14 protein-coding genes are annotated in these 17,243 nt (G+C 66.9%); 6 read left to right on the top strand and 8 right to left on the bottom strand.

The genetic code is table 11. The annotated features are described in order from the left end of the window. Nucleotides 1-116 precede the first annotated feature (116 nt). On the top strand, nt 117-2,369 hold the full coding sequence (pbpC, locus tag KF730_RS00745) for a penicillin-binding protein 1C (RefSeq protein ID WP_294091573.1): 2,253 nt from the start codon (nt 117-119) through the stop codon (nt 2,367-2,369). A gap of 139 nt (nt 2,370-2,508) precedes the next feature. Here pbpC and bamE read toward each other — a convergent pair whose 3' ends face one another. Next, nucleotides 2,509-2,979 carry an outer membrane protein assembly factor BamE gene (bamE, locus tag KF730_RS00750; RefSeq protein WP_294091574.1) on the bottom strand — a complete coding sequence of 157 codons (471 nt, stop codon included), beginning with the start codon at nt 2,977-2,979 and terminating at the stop codon, nt 2,509-2,511. A gap of 119 nt (nt 2,980-3,098) precedes the next feature. Between bamE and KF730_RS00755 the strand changes: the two genes are divergently transcribed. Further along, nucleotides 3,099-3,611, top strand: coding sequence for a ubiquinol-cytochrome C chaperone family protein (locus KF730_RS00755; protein WP_294091575.1), 513 nt, complete (start codon nt 3,099-3,101; stop codon nt 3,609-3,611). Next, entirely contained in the window at nt 3,608-4,138 is a 531-nt protein-coding gene (locus KF730_RS00760; protein ID WP_294091577.1) for a DUF177 domain-containing protein, read from the top strand. Before KF730_RS00755 ends, KF730_RS00760 begins: the two co-directional genes overlap by 4 nt. 141 nt (nt 4,139-4,279) lie before the next feature. Here the strand turns inward: KF730_RS00760 and KF730_RS00765 are convergent, their stop codons facing one another. Further along, on the bottom strand, nt 4,280-4,711 hold the full coding sequence (locus KF730_RS00765) for a hypothetical protein (RefSeq protein WP_294091578.1): 432 nt from the start codon (nt 4,709-4,711) through the stop codon (nt 4,280-4,282). 155 nt (nt 4,712-4,866) lie between these two features. Then, entirely contained in the window at nt 4,867-5,478 is a 612-nt protein-coding gene (locus KF730_RS00770) for a TetR/AcrR family transcriptional regulator (RefSeq protein ID WP_294091579.1), read from the bottom strand. A gap of 154 nt (nt 5,479-5,632) precedes the next feature. On the opposite strand from KF730_RS00770, the gene KF730_RS00775 reads away from it, so the two are divergent. The 3 genes from KF730_RS00775 (at nt 5,633) to KF730_RS00785 (ending at nt 9,968) form a co-directional block, all read left to right on the top strand. Next, nucleotides 5,633-7,975, top strand: coding sequence for a TonB-dependent receptor (locus KF730_RS00775; RefSeq protein WP_294091580.1), 2,343 nt, complete (start codon nt 5,633-5,635; stop codon nt 7,973-7,975). 232 nt (nt 7,976-8,207) lie between these two features. Then, nucleotides 8,208-9,476: an MFS transporter gene (locus tag KF730_RS00780; protein WP_294091581.1), complete on the top strand. Its 1,269-nt coding sequence runs from the start codon at nt 8,208-8,210 to the stop codon at nt 9,474-9,476. Nucleotides 9,477-9,545: 69 nt separating this feature from the next. Continuing rightward, nucleotides 9,546-9,968, top strand: coding sequence for a nuclear transport factor 2 family protein (locus KF730_RS00785; RefSeq protein WP_294091582.1), 423 nt, complete (start codon nt 9,546-9,548; stop codon nt 9,966-9,968). Nucleotides 9,969-10,162: 194 nt separating this feature from the next. Here the strand turns inward: KF730_RS00785 and KF730_RS00790 are convergent, their stop codons facing one another. The 5 genes from KF730_RS00790 to pheS all read right to left on the bottom strand — a co-directional run bounded on the left by KF730_RS00790 (nt 10,163) and on the right by pheS (nt 17,216). After that, nucleotides 10,163-11,758 (bottom strand): peptide chain release factor 3, encoded by a 1,596-nt coding sequence (locus tag KF730_RS00790; RefSeq protein WP_294091583.1) that lies wholly within the window; start codon nt 11,756-11,758, stop codon nt 10,163-10,165. 17 nt (nt 11,759-11,775) lie between these two features. After that, nucleotides 11,776-12,636: an aldose 1-epimerase family protein gene (locus KF730_RS00795; protein WP_294095626.1), complete on the bottom strand. Its 861-nt coding sequence runs from the start codon at nt 12,634-12,636 to the stop codon at nt 11,776-11,778. 260 nt (nt 12,637-12,896) lie between these two features. Continuing rightward, nucleotides 12,897-13,640 (bottom strand): SDR family NAD(P)-dependent oxidoreductase, encoded by a 744-nt coding sequence (locus KF730_RS00800; RefSeq protein ID WP_294091584.1) that lies wholly within the window; start codon nt 13,638-13,640, stop codon nt 12,897-12,899. 133 nt (nt 13,641-13,773) lie between these two features. Next, nucleotides 13,774-16,140, bottom strand: a complete 2,367-nt coding sequence (gene pheT / locus KF730_RS00805; RefSeq protein ID WP_294091585.1) for a phenylalanine--tRNA ligase subunit beta — start codon at nt 16,138-16,140, stop codon at nt 13,774-13,776. Continuing rightward, the gene (pheS, locus tag KF730_RS00810) at nt 16,137-17,216 is read right to left on the bottom strand and encodes a phenylalanine--tRNA ligase subunit alpha (RefSeq protein ID WP_294091586.1); all 1,080 of its coding nucleotides are present in this window, start codon (nt 17,214-17,216) and stop codon (nt 16,137-16,139) included. The genes pheT and pheS overlap by 4 nt, the downstream gene beginning before the upstream one ends. Nucleotides 17,217-17,243: the final 27 nt, after the last annotated feature.

The following is a 17,243-nucleotide window of genomic DNA, read 5'->3' on the forward strand; positions in this document are numbered from 1 at the left end:
ATTGCCGTCATCCCCGCGAAAGCGGGGATCCAGAGCCAAGTAGTGTATCGCCCGTGACCCTGGGTCCCCGCTTTCGCGGGGACGACGGGTTGGGGATATGTGCGCCGCGCTGAGCCATGCGCGGCTGGAAAGAATCCGAAGTCTGGCGAGAGCGGCTCAAGCGCGCCGTCCGCTGGATCGACGACACGCCCGAGCGGTTGCACGGCTGGTTCGGACGGCAGCGCGAGGCCTGGCGGGAGCGCGGCTGGCGCGGGGTGATCACGCCCCGGCGAATCGTGCTCGGGTCCAGCGCGGTGCTGCTGGCGGGCTTCACGACCTTGTGGTGGACGACGCTGCCGCCGGCGATGCCGGGCTATGCGGCGGTACGCGGGCATTGGCAGGCATCCGAGGCATGGCTCTATGACCGTAATGGCCGGCTGATCGATTCGACGCGCGTCGATTATCGGGCGCGGCGGCTGGCATGGGTGAAACTGGAGGATGTGTCGCAGGTCGCGCGCGACGTGCTCGTCGCGGCCGAGGACCGGCGGTTTCGCTCCCATGGCGGGATCGACTGGCTGGCGACGTTGGGATCGGTGCGCGCGCGGCTTTCCGGGCAGCGGGCGCGCGGGGCCTCGACGCTGTCGATGCAGGTCGCGGCGTATCTCGCGCCCGAGCTTTCCGCGCCGGGCAGCCGCGGGCTGATCGACAAGCTCCGCCAGATGCGCGCGGGTGATGCGCTCGACGGGGCGTGGAGCAAGGACCAGATCCTAGAGGCCTATCTCAACCTTGCCGGGTTTCGCGGCGAGGCGCAGGGGATCGGCGCGGCGGCGCTCGGCCTGTTCGGCAAGACGCCGGCCGCGCTCAGTCGCGACGACGCGCTGCTGCTCGCCGCCTTGCTCCCCGATCCGCGCGCCGGGGCGACCAAGGTGGCGGCGCGAGCCTGCGCGCTCAGCCACGACAAGGATTGCAGCCGGTTCGCGGGGGCGGCGGCATCGATGCTCGGGCCGGCGCGCAGCCTCGCGCTCGATCCGGGGCTGGCGCCGCATCTCAGCGCGCGGCTGCTGACGGTGCCGGGCGCCAAGGTGACGACGACGCTCGATCTCAACATCCAGCGCGTGGCGATCGCGGCGCTAAAGCGGCAGCTACAGGGGCTGGGTGGGACCCGCGCCCGCGACGGCGCGGCGGTGGTGGTCGATAACGCGACCGGCGATGTGCTGGCCTATGTCGGCGGGATCGGCGGCGAATCGACGGCGCCGGCGGTGGATGGCGCCGCCGCCTATCGCCAGGCGGGATCGACGTTAAAGCCGTTCCTCTACGCGCAGGCCATCGAGAAGGGTTACCTCACCGCCGCTTCGATCCTCGACGATTCGCCCGTCCAGCTCGACACCGCGTCGGGGCTCTACGTTCCTCAGAATTACGACAAGGCGTTCAAGGGTCCGGTATCGGCGCGGATCGCTCTGGCGGGGTCGCTCAACGTGCCGGCGGTGCGGACCTTGCTGCTCGTCGGAGTCGATCCGTTTCGCGACCGGTTGTGGGATACCGGCTATCGCGGGTTGGTCGAGGACGGGCAATATTATGGCTATTCGCTGGCGCTCGGCTCGGCGGAAGTGACGCTAATGGAGCAGGTCGCGGCCTATCGCAGCCTGGCGATGGGCGGGCGCTGGAGTCCGCTGCGGATCGTTTCGACCGACAAGCGCGAAGCCCTGCGCGGCGTGACCACCCCGCAGGCTGCATGGATCGTCGCCGACATGCTCGCCGATCCCAATGCGCGTGCTGGCACGTTCGGGATCGATTCGGCGCTGCGGCTGCCCTTCTGGGCGGGGGCAAAGACGGGGACGTCGAAGGCGATGCGAGACAATTGGTGTATCGGCTTCTCCGACCGCTTCACCGTCGGCGTATGGGTCGGCAATCTCGAAGGCGATCCGATGCGCGCGGTATCGGGCACCAGCGGCGCGGCACCGGTGTGGCGCGACCTGATGATGGCGTTGCATCAGGAACGAGCGGGGAAGGCGCCGGCGCGGCCTCCGGGGATCGAGGAGCGCGCGATCGCCTTCGAAGGCGGCATCGAGCAGCCGCGGCGCGAATATTTCATCGCGGGGACCGCGCTCAGCCGGGTCGCGGCCGTGCCGGCGGCGGCGCGGCGGCCGCGGATCGTCAATCCGGTCGGCGGCAGTGTCTATGCCCTCGATCCCGACATTCCGCGCGACAATCAGCGGCTGGCGGTTTCGGTGACCGGCGAGGTGCTCGGACACCGGCTGGTGCTCGACAACCGCGAGATCGGATCGGCCGAATCGCGGCCGCTGATTCTGGCGCCGCGCGGCCAGCACCGGCTGCGGCTCATCGACCTGGGTGGGCGCACCGTCGATCAGGTGATTTTCACGATCCGGTGAGGGTCGTTGAGGGACCGAAATGCCAGGCAGCGCGTTGTGCGATTCGGTCCCCTTCCCCTTTCGGAGACCGTGCCAACAGGCACCGGCCGCGCTGGCGTATCCCGGCGCGGCCGAACGCCGGTTCCAAGCTAAAGCGAATTTACTGGCCCGAGCCGCCCGCCGGGCCGGCGCCTGGCGCGCCGACGGTGCCGATATTGCCGAACAGATCCTGGAAGAAGCTGCGCTTGCGGCCCAGCGTCGGGGTGGTCTTGCCATAGGGATCGATCGACGCGATCAGCTCGGCGCCGGTGCGGTCGACGGCGACGACGTTACCCTTGGCGTCGAAGCGGACACGCAGCGTCTCCTGGGTCTTCGCCTTGGGGCTCTGGAAGCCGAGATTGCTGCTCTCGCGTGAGACGTAATACCATTCGCCTTCGTTGAACTGGCTGGTCAATGTCGGGCGGCCGAGCGTCTGCAGCACCGATTCGCGATTATCGACGCCGGGCTGGATCGCATCGACCAGCTCCTTGTCGATCACATAGCCCTGGTGCGTGCGCACAGGCGCGCAGGCGGAGGTGCCGAGAGCGGCGGCCAGCAGGGCGGCGCCAAGCGCACGGACGGGAATCGACATAGTTTCTCCAAGGGCAAACACGCGGGCGAGCGCATTGCATCGCGCGGCCATAGCCTCAATATGCTTCAAAATGCGGCCAAACAAGGTCGCAGCCCGATCAGGATGGAATGAACCGGCACATGCGATTGCTCCAACGTCTCTTCGCAAGGCCCGACCGTGGCACCGCGCCGCAGCTATACGCGGCGGTTGTCGCGCGCGGGCGCGAACCGCATTGGTATGAGGAAGGCGGGGTGCCGGACACGATCGACGGCCGCTTCGACATGATCGCGGCGGTGCTCGCGATGGTGATGCTGCGACTGGAGGGCGACCCGGAGGGGGTGCCGCAGAGCACCGCGCTAGCCGAATGCTTCATCGAGGACATGGACGGCCAGCTTCGCGAGATCGGCATCGGCGACATCGTCGTCGGCAAGCATCTCGGGCGGATGATGGGGATGCTCGGCGGGCGGCTGGGTGCCTATCGCGACGGGCTGGCCGCGGGATCGATCCGCGAGGCGCTGGTCCGCAACCTCTATCGCGGTGACGCGCCGGCCGATTCGGCGCTGGCCTATGTCGAGCGCGAGCTGCTGGCGCTGCGCGACCGATTCGCCGCGGCGCCGGTCGCCAGTTTCGTTGGCGGAGAGCTGCCGGCATGAGCGAGTTCGAACGGCTGCACCGGCTCGACCAGATCGGCGCGGGCGAGAACAAGGTTTCGGTCAGCGCCGGGGCGGACGAACGCGCGGCACTGGCCAGGCGCTTCGGCCTGGCGGCGATCGATGCGCTGGCCGCGGACTATGCGATTCGCCGCGATGCGAGCGGGGTGGTCGCACACGGGCATCTGTCCGCCGCGGTCACCCAGAATTGCTCGGTGACCGGCGAGCCGCTGCCAGTGCGCGTCGAAGAGGATTTCGCGATTCGCTTCCTCCCCGAGCCGGACAGCGCCGCGCCCGACGAGATCGAACTCAGCGAGGACGAGTGCGACACGGTGTTCTACACCGGCGGCGCGATCGATCTTGGCGAGGCGGCGGCGGAGACGCTGTTGCTGTCGCTCGATCCGTTTCCGCGCGGTCCGAACGCGGCGGCGGCGCTCAAGGCGGCGGGCGTGGTCAGCGAGGAAGAGGATGCGGCGGCGCCGAAGGGCGCGCTGGCCGGGCTCAAGGATCTGCTCGGCAAGAAGGGCTGAACTAAGCCGAGGAATGGGCCTCGCGACGCGAATGGTCCCAATGGTCGCACTGACCATGTGGCCTGAATTTGGCTGGATCCGAACTACGATTTCAAAGAGCGGGCGGCAAAGCCGGCCGGCTTGGCCAAAGCAGCCGAAATCCTACATTGCAAGTTCGAGCAGACGCGCGCGTTCGAGATCCTTGGCGCGGCCGAAATGGCGGAGGATCGTCAGCAGTTCCTCGCGGGACGGCACGAAGACACCGCCGACCGACTCGCGCGTCTCGGGGATCAGCAGCTCGCCAAATGCGTGGAAGCCAGCCATGAAATCGACCGGGACGGGCGGCGCGTTCCACTGGCAGTAAAAGTCCGAACGGAAGCGGCTGTCGGGGGTGCCGGGGGTTAGTGCTATGCCGAGGCCGGGGAGGATGCGGCGGGCGTCGGCGACGCCGAGCAGCACATCGATGTCGCGGACTTCCACCGGGCTGGCGCCGTGGAGGGCGACGGCGGCGCTGCCGATGATCCACCACGGATCGCGGGCGGGGATCATGGCGGTGGCGACCTGCGTGAGGGTTTGGCGGAGTTCGGGGGGCATTGGCCGGGACTATGCGGCGCGGCTGCGGTGCGCAAATCCTCCCCGGAGGGGAGGGGACCGCGAAGCGGTGGAGGGGGTTCGCAAAAAAGGGTGTCGCTCGTGGCAAGCCCCTCCGCCAGCCTGCGACTGCCACCTCCCCCTCCGGGGGAGGGTTGTTACGCCCCGATCCCCTTCGCCAGCATCGAGGCGATGGTGTCGGCGATCTCCTCGGGCTGGGTGTCGTCGGCCCAGACGCTGTAGCGCAGCCCGAGGAACACGTTCATCCCCATCAGCGCCCAGGCGTGGATTTCGGAGATGTCGCCGCGCACCTCGCCGCGCTCGGCCGCCGCCTTGAGGCGGGCGTGGATGCGCTCGGCGGTGGTGGCATAGTGCATGCGGAAGCTCTCGGGATCGACGAACTCGGCTTCGTCGATGATCCGGTAGATTTCCTTGTGGCTGCGGGCGAAGCGGATGAAGTGAAGCAGGCCGGCGCGTTCCGCCTCGATCTGCCCTTGCGCGGCGCGGATCGCCGGGCCGACATGCTCCTTCACCTGCTCGCTCATGTCGCGGACGAGCGCGCGGAACACCGCGTCCTTCGAGTCGAAATAGGTGTAGAAGCTGCCGAGCGCGACGCCGGCGCGGCGGGTGATCCCGCTGATCGACCCTTCGTGAAAACCCTTTTCGCCAAACTCTTCGGCAGCGGCGTCGAGGATCGCGCGCAGCGTGCGGCGGCCGCGCTCGGTGCGCGGTTCCTTGCCCGCACTGGCTGATTCAGCGGCCCCATCCATGGGGGATGTGGCCGTCATGCCACGCCCTCTCGCCATTCGTACAATCCCCCCAACAATCCGAAGTTGAAACCCGGTTCAGGTTTCAGTATAGCGTACGGCAATTGCTTACAACCCGTCTTCGAGAACGGGTTCGCCACTTGGGGAGGAAGACCTGATGTCACGCCGTAATTCATCCATCCGCACCGCATTGTTCGCCGGGGCCGCGTTCGCGGGCATCGCCGCGACGCCCGCCTTCGCGCAGGATAGCACGACCGCCGCCGCCGCGCAGACCGCAGAAACCGAAGACGGCACGATTGCCGACGATGGCGGCATCATCGTCACCGCGCGCCGCCGCGCGGAAAGCCTGATCAATGTGCCGATCGCGGTGACCGCGATCAGCGGTGCCCAGCTTGAGGCATCGGGCGCGATCGACATCACCGATGTCGCCCAGTCCGCCCCCAACGTGACCCTCGAAGTGTCGCGCGGCACCAATTCGACGCTATCGGCCTTTATCCGCGGCGTTGGCCAGCAGGATCCGGTTGCCGGTTTCGAAGCCGGCGTCGGCATCTATCTCGATGACGTCTATCTCAACCGTCCGCAGGCGGCGGTGCTCGATATCTATGACGTCGAGCGCATCGAAGTGCTGCGCGGGCCGCAGGGCACGCTCTATGGCCGCAACACCATCGGCGGTGCGGTCAAATATGTCACCCGCCGCATCGGCAGCGACCCGACCGCCAAGATCCGCGGCGCCTATGGCAGCTACAATCAGGCCGACATCGTCGTCAGCGCCTCGTCGCCGATCGGCGATACCGGCTTCAAGGTCGGCGGCGCCTTCGCCCGCCTGTCGCGCGGCGGCTTCGGCAAGAACCTCACCACCGGCGCCGAGAATTATAACAAGGACATCTGGGCGGGCCGCGCCACGCTCGAATTCGAGCCGTCGAGCGACGCCTATTTCCGCGTCTCGGGCGATTATACGCACGACAAGAGCGCGACGCGCGGCGGCCACCGCCTGATCCCGGGCATCGCCAGCGGCACCCTGGTGCTCGCCAATGTCTTCGATTCGCGCGGCAACCTGACCACGCCGACGCAGGACGTGAAGGCATGGGGCATCAACGGCTTCTTCGAATTGAAGCCGAGCGACTGGCTGACCTTCCGCTCGATCACCGGCTATCGCAAGGACGACAGCGCGACGCCGATCGACTTCGACGCGCTGAACGCGGTGCAGGTCGATGTGCCGGCATTCTACAACAACAAGCAGTTCAGCCAGGAAGCGCAGCTGCTGATCGATACCGGCGGCTTTTCGGGTCTGCTCGGCGTCTATTATCTCGACGCCGCGGCGCGCACCGTGTTCGACGTGCGCCTGCCCGGCGGCGTGACTGCGCTGACCTATGGCAATGTCGATACCGATACCGTCGCGGTATTCGGCGACTTCACCTATGATTTCGGCATGTTCAGCGTGTCGGCCGGCGGCCGCTACACCTGGGACCGCCGCGATTCGAGCGTGATCCGCCGCACCTATCTGGGTGGCGGCTCGCCGTTCTTCAGCGGCGCCGGCACGCTGTTCGCGACGACTTCGGACTTCACCGGCAAGGCCGATTTCGCCAAATTCACCCCGCGCGCCTCGGTCAGCTTCAAGCCCGACGCCAGCAGCACGCTCTATGCGAGCTGGTCGAAGGGCTTCAAGGGTGGTGGCTTCGATCCGCGCGGCCAGACCAGCGCCTGCCGCACCACCAGCGGCGGCGTATGTAACGCCCAGCAGGTCTACGACTTCATGTCGTTCGATCCCGAGACCGTCACCAGCTACGAAATCGGCTACAAGGCCTCGCTGTTCGATCGCCGCCTGACCGTCGCGCTGGCCGGCTTCCAGTCTGACTATACCGATGTGCAGGTGCCGGGCTCGATCGGCACCACCGTCGGCGGCGTCCAGACCTTCATCGGCATCACCACCAATGCCGGCAAGGCCCGGATCAAGGGCATCGAGTTCGAGGGCAATGCCGCGATCGTCAAGGGCGAGGACGGCAGCGCGCTGAACCTCAACTGGTCGGTCGGCTATATGGATGCCAAATATCTGCACTTCATCGACTCGCGCGGTCTCGATGTCGCCAACCGCCGCAAGATCCAGAACACCCCGGATTGGACCGCGAGCGGCACGCTCGGCTACACCACGCCGATCGGCATGGGTTCGCTGACGATCAGCGGTACGGCATCGTATCGCGGCGCCTCGCAGCAGTTCGAGCTGCGCACGCCGATGCTCGACCAGAAGGCATACACGCTGTTCGACGCCAATCTGGTGTGGGACGTGAACGACATGCTTTCGTTCGGCGTCCATGGCCGCAACCTCGGCAACAAGAAGTATATCGTCGCCGGCTACAACTTCCTCGCGCAGAACCCCGACACCGGCGACTTCCTGCGGACCGGCACCGGCGCCTATGTATCGACGCTGGGCACCGAAGGCGTGCTGACCGCCTATTACGGCAACCCGCGCCAGGTCTTCGGCACCGCGACGATCAAGTTCTAAGCGCTCTTCCCGAGCCACAACTCCGGAGCCGGGCGTCTCATTGGGGCGTCCGGCTCTTTTCTTTCTGCTTTCCCTCTCCCTTGCTGGGAGAGGGAGAGGCCCGCCGCGAAGCGGTGGGAGGGTGAGGGTGCGCTATCCACGGGCAACATCGTCCGCGGATAGCTCCCTCCCCCCAACTCTCCCCCATCAAGGGGGAGGGCTTGCAGGCCGCAACCGATTCATGAGGTCGCCAATGACGCGCTCTGATCCCTCCGCCGAAACCCCCGCGCCCGCCAGTCCCGCCTATCGCGGGGTCGTGCTGGCGATGCTGCTGCTCGTCTACACCTTCAACTTCGTCGACCGGCAGATCCTCAGCATCCTCGCGCCCGGGATCATGGCCGAGCTGCATCTGACCAAGAGCCAGATGGGGTTGCTGGGAGGCATCGCCTTCGCCTCGGTCTATTCGACGCTGGCGATCCCCTTGTCGCTGCTCGCCGACCGGACCAGCCGGACCTGGGTGATCACCGGCAGCCTGGCGTTGTGGAGCGGCTTCACCGCCTTGTGCGGGATGGCGGGTAACTTCGCGCAACTGTTCCTGTGCCGATTGGGCGTCGGCGTTGGCGAGGCGGGGGGCGTCGCGCCCTCCTATGCGGTGATCGCCGATTATTTCCCGGCCGGCAGCCGGGCGCGGGCGCTGGCGATCTATTCCCTCGGCATCCCGCTCGGCTCGGCGGCGGGGGTGATGCTGGGCGGGCATATCGCCAAGTCGATCGACTGGCGGACGGCGTTCCTCGTCGTCGGGGTGCTCGGCGTGGCGATCGCGCCGCTGTTCCGGCTGGTGGTGCGCGAGGCGCCGCGGGATCGCTCGGGTGGCGCCGCGCCGGTGCGCGAGGTGTTCGGGATGCTGGCGCGCAAGCGGAGCTTCTGGCTGCTGGCGTTCGGCGCCTCGGCGAGCTCGATGCTGGGCTACGGGCTGGCCTTCTGGCTGCCGACGCTGATGAAGGAGAGCTTCGGGCTCGATCCGGCGCAGACCGGCAATTTCTATGGCGCGATCCTGCTGCTCGGCGGGATCGCCGGCGTGCTGGCGGGTGGGTTCATCGGCGACCGGCTCGGCGCGCGCGACCGGGGCGCCTATGCGCGGCTTCCGGCGATCGCCTTCGTGCTGGCGGTGCCGTTGTTCGCGGGCGGCGTGATGTCGAGCACGGTGACCGCCGCGTTCCTGTTCTTCGTGGTGCCGCAGGCGCTGGCCTATGTCTGGCTGGGGCCGGTGATCTCGGCGGTGCAGCACCTCGTGCCCGCGCATATGCGCGCGACCGCCTCGGCGAGCTTCCTGCTGATCAACAATCTGATCGGCCTGGGCGTCGGCATCTATGTCCTGGGCGGGCTCGCCGATGCGCTGGCGCCGCGGTTTGGCGGCGAGGCGTTGCGCTATGCGATGCTGTTCAGCCTGGTCTGTTATCTGATCGCGGCGCTGCTGATGTGGCTCGCCGCCAAACCGCTCAGCGAGGAATGGGTGGAATAGCGGAAACACCGTCACTTGCCCGGTTCCAGCATTTGCGCAATCGTGCACCCAATGTGACGGGAGGGGACGATGGGGGCGGCGCCGACCAATGCCGAACGCATTCGCCAGGCTTATGCGCGCTGGGCGGAGACCAAGGGCGAAAGCGCCGACCTGTTCGTCGATATGCTCGCCGACGATGTCGTGATGACGACCGCGCTCGATCCTTCCGAACCGCATCCGTTGGCGCAGGCGCGCAAGGGCAAGCAATTCGCCAGCGACTATCTGGAATCGCTGGCGCTCAATCTGACGATGCTCGATTACCCGACCGAGGAGGTGATCGACGGCGGCGACACGGTGGTGTGGATCGGCAGCTGCCACTGGCGCGACCGGGCGAGCGGCCGCGAGGCGCACACTCCCAAGGTCGATATCTGGCGTTTCGAAGGGGGCAAGGCGGTGAGCGTGCTCGAAATGTTCGACACGCTGGGATTCGCGCGCTTCAACCGGATGATCTGACCTGTCCGATACTTCGGCAAGTTCACCGACCCGCGCTTTTCCGGAAGCGCCGGACCCGGGCGGATTGGCTATAAATATGGCTGTAGCCGAGGAGACCCCGCCTTGCGGATCCGCCTTCCCGAAGGGCAGCATTTTACGGGCCGATGGGCGGGCCGGGCGCTTCCCCTGACAGGGCGCCCGGCCCGTTTCCGAGTCTAGCGCTCGCGGGTCGCGGCGAATTTCACCCTGGCATAGCGATCGGCGATATAGCCGACTTCCCACGCCGACTTGGCCATGAAGACGGGATTGCCGTCGCGGTCCCTGGCCATCGCGCCGCGGTTCAACGCCATGAATTCGGCGAGATCCTTGGGATCGTCGGCGGATATCCAGCGCGCGGTTTCGAACGGCGCCATCTCCAGCCCCGCGGCAACCTTATACTCCGCGTCGAGGCGGCTGAGCAGCACTTCGAGCTGAAGCTGGCCGACCACGCCGATCACCCAGTTCGAGCCGATCTCGGGATAGAAGACCTGGGTCACGCCCTCCTCGGCCATATCGTCCAGAGCCTTGCGGAGCTGCTTGGTCTTGGTCGGATCCTTGAGCGCGACGCGGCGGAGGATTTCGGGGGCGAAATTGGGAAGGCCGGTGAAGCGGACATCGGCCTTCTCGCTGAGCGTATCGCCGACGCGCAGCACGCCGTGATTGGGAATGCCGATGATGTCGCCGGGATAGGCTTCGTCGGCCAGTTCGCGTTCGCGGGCGAAGAACAGGATCGGCGAATGGATCGCGATCGGCTTGCCGTGTCCCGTCGGGGTCAGCTTCATGCCGCGCCTGAAGGTGCCTGAAACCAGCCGCATGAAAGCGATGCGGTCGCGGTGGTTGGGGTCCATATTCGCCTGGACCTTGAACACGAAACCGGTGACTTCATCGCGCGTCGGTTCGACCGGGGCCGGCTCGGCGGGCAGCGCGTGCGGCGGCGGAGCGTGGCGGGCGATGGCGTCGATCAGTGAATCGACGCCGAACTCCTTGAGCGCCGAGCCGAAATATACGGGCGTGAGATCGCCGTTGCGATAGGCTTCGGCATCGAATTCAGGGTAGCCGATCGCGGCGAGCTCGAGATCCTCACGCAATTTGGCGACGCCCTCGGCGGAGAGGATCTCGTCGAGCCGGGGATCGTCGAGGCCGGTCGTCTGGATCACCTTGCCCTGAAACTCGCGGCTGTCGCCCGAGGGCAGCAGCAGCCGGTGGTTGACCAGATCGTAAATCCCTTCGAACGCACCGCCCATGCCGACCGGCCAGGTCATCGGCGTCACGTCGAGCGCGAGCAGGTCGGCGATCTCGTCCAATGTCTCGAAGATCTGGCGGCCTTCGCGATCGACCTTGTTGACGAAGGTGATGATCGGGACGCTGCGCAGGCGGCAGACTTCGAAGAGCTTGCGCGTCTGACTCTCGATGCCCTTGGCGACGTCGATCACCATCACCGCCGAATCGACCGCGGTGAGCGTGCGATAGGTGTCTTCGCTGAAGTCCTCGTGGCCGGGCGTGTCGAGCAGGTTGAAGGTGGTGATGTCTCCGTCGGCATTCGGGCGCTCGAAGGTCATCACCGACGAGGTTACCGAGATGCCACGCTGCTGCTCGATCTTCATCCAGTCCGAACGGGCGCGGCGGGCCTGTCCGCGCGCCTTGACCTCACCCGCGAGATGGATCGCGCCACCGAACAGCAGCAGCTTTTCGGTGAGCGTGGTCTTGCCGGCGTCGGGGTGCGAGATGATCGCGAAGGTACGTCGAGAATTTATGGGGTCGTTGGAAGGCATGGCGCGCCTCTAGCGGCTCAATCGGCCAGCGTCACCTGCATGCTGAAGGTGCGGGCTTCGCCTGGTGCGAAGCGGAGGATGCCGGGCTTGTCCCATATCTCGCCGGTGAAGCCATGCGGATCGGCCACGCCGTGCCACGGCTCGATACATACATAGCGCGCCCCGGGCTTGGTCCAGATGCCGAGCGCGGGGGTGCCGGGGAACGCGATGTCGAGCGCCACGCCTTGGCCCTCATAGCGGAGGGCGCGGCTGTTGACCGGGTTCCACACCAGCGCATCGCGTTCGAACAGCGCGTCGGCGAGATGGAGCGTGCGGCCGTCGAGCGGGCTCGGCCAGGGCTTGTCGTCCATCCAGCCACCGAGGGTGATCGCGGAGAGATCGCCCTCGTCCTCGGTGAAGACGATGCGGTGACCGGACTTGGTGCCTCCGCCGGGAAGCGGCCAGGCGAAAGCGGGGTGGAAGCCGAACGAGGCGGGCATGTCGCGGTCGCCGGTACTGGTGACCGTCACATCCATCGACAATGTGGCACCGGTCAGGGTGAAGGCGGCGTCGAGGGTGAAAGCGAAGGGGTAGACCGTGCGGGTCTGGTCATTGTCGGCGAGGCGGAAGACGGCGCGGTTCGCGGCTTGCTCGATCAGGGCGAAGGGCTGGCGCCGGGCAAAGCCGTGTTGGGAGAGCGGATATTGCCGGCCATCGAGCTGGTATTTGTCATCCATCAATCGCCCGACGATCGGGAACAGCAACGGCGCGCGGCCGGTCCAGAAGGCGGGATCGGCGTCGGTCATCAGCTCGCGGCCAGCGATGTCCTTGAGCGAGGAAAGCTCGGCGCCGAACGGGTTGATGGCGGCCGTCAGGTGGTCGCTGGCGATTTCGATCATCTTCATCCCTCGTCACCCTGAACTTGTTTGGTGTTCATGCCAGTCGAGCATGTGTCTCCTGTGGTTCCCCGGCGAAGGCCGGGGCCCAGGTGGAAAGGTGGCCGTAACGAAGCGCAGCGTTCGCCAATATCGGTCTCCCAACTGGGCCCCGGCCTCCGCCGGGGAACCGCATATGTTCGAGCGGGATAAGCACCAACTTGTTCCGGAGTCTAACGATCCACAAGCGCTATCGCCTGTTGCGCCGGGGATGCTGAAGCTGGCTACACTTCGCGGTGGACAGCGAAGGGCTGCCAGCTCTGGTTGACCGGCATCAGCTCGATCGCATTGATGTTGAGGTGTGGCGGCAGCGTCGCGACCCACAGCAAGGTTTCGGCGATATCATCCCCGGTCATCGGATCGACGCCGCCATAGAGCTTGTCGGAAGTTTCCTGGCTGCCGGTGCGGACCAGCGTGAATTCGGTCTCGGCCATGCCGGGTTCGATCGAAGTGACGCGGACGCCGGTGCCGTGGAGATCGGCGCGCAGATCGAGGCTGAACTGGCGGACGAACGCCTTGGACGCGGCGTAGACGTTGCCGCCGGGATAGGGATAGGTCGCGGCGACGGACGACAGATTGATGATCGCACCCTTGCGTTCGACGAGCATCGGCAGCAGCTTGTGGGTGATCGAGACCAGGGCGGTGATGTTGGTGTCGATCATCGTCGTCCAGTTGGACAATTTGGCCTTGTGCGCGGGCTCCATGCCGAGCGCGAGGCCGGCATTGTTGATGAGCAGGTCGATGTCGCGGAATGCGGCGGGCAAGGCGCCGAGCGCGGCGTCGCGGGCGGCTTCGTCGCGCACGTCGAATTCGGCGGCGTGGAAACGCTCGCCCAGTTCCGCCGACAGCGCGGCGAGGCGATCGGCACGGCGGCCGGTGCCGATGACGTGCCACCCAGCCGCGACGAACGCGCGCGCGGCGGCTTCGCCGATCCCGGAGGTGGCGCCGGTGATGAGTGCGCTGGCCATGGGGTACCCTCCAAGTCTATCATCCCGGACCGGGTCCGGGATCCGCTAAGCCGCGAGCTTTGGACTCGAGCCTCTTCGCGCATTTCCTTGCCGACCGGTGGACCCCGGCACAAGGCCGGGGTGACGGTTTGCGTTAGCCGCGAAGGGTTGCGCCCAATTTAGCCGCCGCCGCCACGATCTTGTCGGCGAGCGCCTTGAGTTCCTCGTCGGTGAAGCTCCTGTCGCCGGGCTGGAGCGTTACCTCCAGGCCGAGCGATTTCTGGCCTTCGGGCACGCCCTGTCCGGCGAAGACATCGAACAGGCGGGCGTCGGTGATAACCGTCTTGTCGGCGCCCTTGACGGCACGGACGAGATCGCCGGCTGCGAGCGCATTTGGGACGAGGAAGGCGAAGTCGCGGGTTACCGCCTGCAATGCCGGCGGCGTATAGGGCACGCGCATGAAACCGGCGGTGCCCTTCTTCGCGGGAAGCGCGTCGAGATAGAGCTCGACCGCGGCGACATCACCGTCGAGGTCGAACGCCTTGAGGACGCCGGGGTGGACCATGCCGAAGGCGGCGAGGATCGTCTTGGGGCCGAGGCGCAGCGTGGCCGACTGGCCGGGGTGATAGACTTCACCCGCTTCGCCCATGACTTGCAGGTTGGCGATGGGGGCGCCGGCGGCTTCGAGCAGTGCCAGTGCTTCGGCCTTGGCGTCGAACGCGCCGAAGTTCCGAGCCTTGCCGGCTTGCCAGCCGCGCGGGGTGCGCGAGCCGGCGAGGATCACACCGAGCGTCAGGCGCTCCTTGTCGGCGAGATAGCGCCGGCCGAGTTCGAAGACGCGGACGCTGGAGGCACCGCGCTTGAGGTTGCGTTCCGCCGCGGCGAGGAGGCCGGGGAGCAATGAGGGCCGCATGACCTTCATGTCTTCGCTGATCGGATTGGCCAGCGACCAGGCGCCGCCGCCGAACGGGGTGGCTTGGCTTTCCGAGATGAAGCTCCAGGTGACGGCTTCGTGCAGGCCGCGCGCGGCGGCGGTGCGGCGGAGCTTGCGCTCGAGCTTCTGCTCGGGCGTCGCGGTCGGGCGGGCGACGCCGGGGATGCGCGGCAGCGGCGTGGAAGGGACATTGTCGATGCCGTGGATGCGGATGACTTCCTCGACCAGATCGGGCGCGCCATCGACATCGCGGCGCCAGCTGGGGACGGTGACGTTCCAGCCGTCCAGCACGAAGCCGAGGTTTTCGAGAATGATCCGTTGCTCGGCCTCGGGCACGGCGAGGCCGCCGAGGGTTTCGGCGAGTGTCGGATCGTAGGCGATGATTTTGTCCGGCACGGGCGGGGTGCCGGCGCGCGTGACCTCGCTGGCGGTACCACCGCAGATTTCCGTCACAAGCCGTGCGGCGATGGCGATACCATCGTCGAGGAACGCCGGATCGACGCCGCGCTCGAAGCGGGTACGGGCGTCGCTGGTCAGCATCAGCTTCTGGCCGGTGCGGGCGATATGCTCGGGATCGAAATAGGCGCATTCGATCAGGACATCGGTGGTGGCGTCCGAGCAGCCCGAATGCTCGCCGCCCATGATGCCGCCGATATCGTGTGCGCCTGCATCGTCGGCGATGACGGTCATGCTCGAGGTCAGCGTGTAGGTCTTGCCGTTGAGGGCGAGGGCCTGTTCGCCGTCCTTTGCCTTGCGGGCAACGAGGCCGCCCTTGAGCCTGGCGCGGTCATAGACGTGGAGCGGGCGGCCGAGATCGAACATCACGTAATTGGTGATATCGACCAGCGCCGAGATCGGCTTCTGCCCGATCGCGGCGAGGCGCTTGCGCATCCATTCGGGCGCTTCGCCATTGGTGACGCCCGAGACGGTCTGGCCGTAATAGGCCGGGCAGCCTGCGCGGTCCTCGATGCGGACGTCGGGGCCGGGGCCGCTGGTGGCGACCCGGCGGGTGTCGAGCGGTTTGAGCGTGCCGAGACCTGCCGCCGCCAGATCGCGGGCGATGCCGCGGACGCCCATGCAATCCTGGCGGTTCGGGGTGATCGAGACATCGACCACCGGATCGTTGAGGCCGGCATAATCGGGGAAGGGCGTGCCGATGGGCGCATCGGCGGGAAGCTCGATGATGCCTTCATGGTCCTCGCCGAGTTCGAGCTCGCGGGTCGAGCACATCATGCCGTTGGATTCGACGCCGCGCACGGCGGCGACCTTCAGTTCCATGCCGTTTGCCGGAACCACCGCGCCGGGGAGGCCGAGCACGCCGACGAGTCCGGCGCGGGCGTTGGGTGCACCGCAGACGACGGTGAGCGGCGCGCCTTCGCCGGTATCGACGGTCAGCACCTGCAATTTGTCGGCCTGGGGGTGGCGTTCGGCGGTGAGGACCTTGGCGACGCGGAAGCCGGCAAGCTTCTCGCCGGGGTTTTCCACGCCTTCGACTTCGAGGCCGATGCGGGTCAGCGCCTCGACGATCGCGTCGAGGGTGGCATCGGTGTCGAGATGCTCCTTGAGCCAGCTCAGGGTGAACTTCATGCGCCGACTCCCCCGCTCAGCGTGGGCACATCGAGTGCCGAGAAGCCGTAATGCCTGAGCCAGCGCATATCGCCGTCGAAGAAGGCGCGCAGATCGTCCATGCCGTATTTGAGCATGGCAAGGCGATCGATGCCGCAGCCGAAGGCGAAGCCCTGCCATTCGTTCGGATCATAGCCGCCGGCCTCGATCACCTTGCGGTGGACCATGCCGCTGCCAAGGACTTCCATCCAGCCTTCCGAGCCGCCGATGACGCGCTTGCCGTTGACCACCGAGAAGCCGACATCGACCTCCGCGCTGGGCTCGGTGAAGGGGAAATAGCTGGGGCGCAGGCGCAGCACGATATCGTCGCGCTCGAAGAACGCCTTGAGGAAGGTCTCCAGCGTCCATTTGAGATGGCCGAGGGTAATCCCCTTGTCGATCACCAGACCTTCGACCTGATGGAACATCGGGGTGTGGGTGGCGTCCGAATCCGAGCGATAGGTGCGGCCCGGGGCGATGATGCGGACCGGCTGGTTGCCGCCCGCGGCCTTCATCGCGCGGATCTGCACCGGCGAAGTGTGGGTGCGCAGCACCATCGGGGTTTCGTGCTCCCCGGCGAGATAGAAGGTGTCGTGCATCGCCCGGGCGGGATGCGTCTCGGGGATGTTGAGGGCGGTGAAATTATGCCAGTCGTCCTCGATCTCGGGGCCGGTGGCGACGGCGAAGCCCAAGTCGGCGAAGATCTCGGCCAGCTCGTCCATCACCTGGCTGACCGGGTGAACCGAGCCAGGGGCGATCGCATCGACCGGGAGCGTCATGTCAAGGGTTTCGGACGCGAGGCGGGCGTCCATGGCGAGACGCTCAAGCGAGAATTTGCGCGCCGAGAGTGCTTCGGTGACCGCTTCGCGCAGGGCATGGATGCGCGGGCCGGTTTCCTGGCGCTCCTCGGGCGACATGCCCCCCAGGGTCTTGAGCAGGCCAGTGACCGCGCCCTGCTTGCCGAGCGCATGGACGCGCAACGCTTCGATGGCGTCGAGGCCGGTTGCGGCCTGGATGGAGCCGAGCAGGTCGGTCCGAAGCTGGTCTAGGTCGGTCATGAAATCCTCTGGCGAACTTGGAAGGGG

Source organism: Sphingomonas sp., from assembly GCF_019635515.1.
GTDB lineage: Bacteria > Pseudomonadota > Alphaproteobacteria > Sphingomonadales > Sphingomonadaceae > Sphingomonas.

Bases quoted from the DNA above. Each gene is read 5' to 3' on its own strand.
- pbpC (WP_294091573.1), top strand. From the start codon at position 117: ATGCGCGGCTGGAAAGAATCCGAAGTCTGGCGAGAGCGGCTCAAGCGC.
- bamE (WP_294091574.1), bottom strand. From the start codon at position 2,979: ATGTCGATTCCCGTCCGTGCGCTTGGCGCCGCCCTGCTGGCCGCCGCT.
- KF730_RS00755 (WP_294091575.1), top strand. From the start codon at position 3,099: ATGCGATTGCTCCAACGTCTCTTCGCAAGGCCCGACCGTGGCACCGCG.
- KF730_RS00760 (WP_294091577.1), top strand. From the start codon at position 3,608: ATGAGCGAGTTCGAACGGCTGCACCGGCTCGACCAGATCGGCGCGGGC.
- KF730_RS00765 (WP_294091578.1), bottom strand. From the start codon at position 4,711: ATGCCCCCCGAACTCCGCCAAACCCTCACGCAGGTCGCCACCGCCATG.
- KF730_RS00770 (WP_294091579.1), bottom strand. From the start codon at position 5,478: ATGGATGGGGCCGCTGAATCAGCCAGTGCGGGCAAGGAACCGCGCACC.
- KF730_RS00775 (WP_294091580.1), top strand. From the start codon at position 5,633: ATGTCACGCCGTAATTCATCCATCCGCACCGCATTGTTCGCCGGGGCC.
- KF730_RS00780 (WP_294091581.1), top strand. From the start codon at position 8,208: ATGACGCGCTCTGATCCCTCCGCCGAAACCCCCGCGCCCGCCAGTCCC.
- KF730_RS00785 (WP_294091582.1), top strand. From the start codon at position 9,546: ATGGGGGCGGCGCCGACCAATGCCGAACGCATTCGCCAGGCTTATGCG.
- KF730_RS00790 (WP_294091583.1), bottom strand. From the start codon at position 11,758: ATGCCTTCCAACGACCCCATAAATTCTCGACGTACCTTCGCGATCATC.
- KF730_RS00795 (WP_294095626.1), bottom strand. From the start codon at position 12,636: ATGATCGAAATCGCCAGCGACCACCTGACGGCCGCCATCAACCCGTTC.
- KF730_RS00800 (WP_294091584.1), bottom strand. From the start codon at position 13,640: ATGGCCAGCGCACTCATCACCGGCGCCACCTCCGGGATCGGCGAAGCC.
- pheT (WP_294091585.1), bottom strand. From the start codon at position 16,140: ATGAAGTTCACCCTGAGCTGGCTCAAGGAGCATCTCGACACCGATGCC.
- pheS (WP_294091586.1), bottom strand. From the start codon at position 17,216: ATGACCGACCTAGACCAGCTTCGGACCGACCTGCTCGGCTCCATCCAG.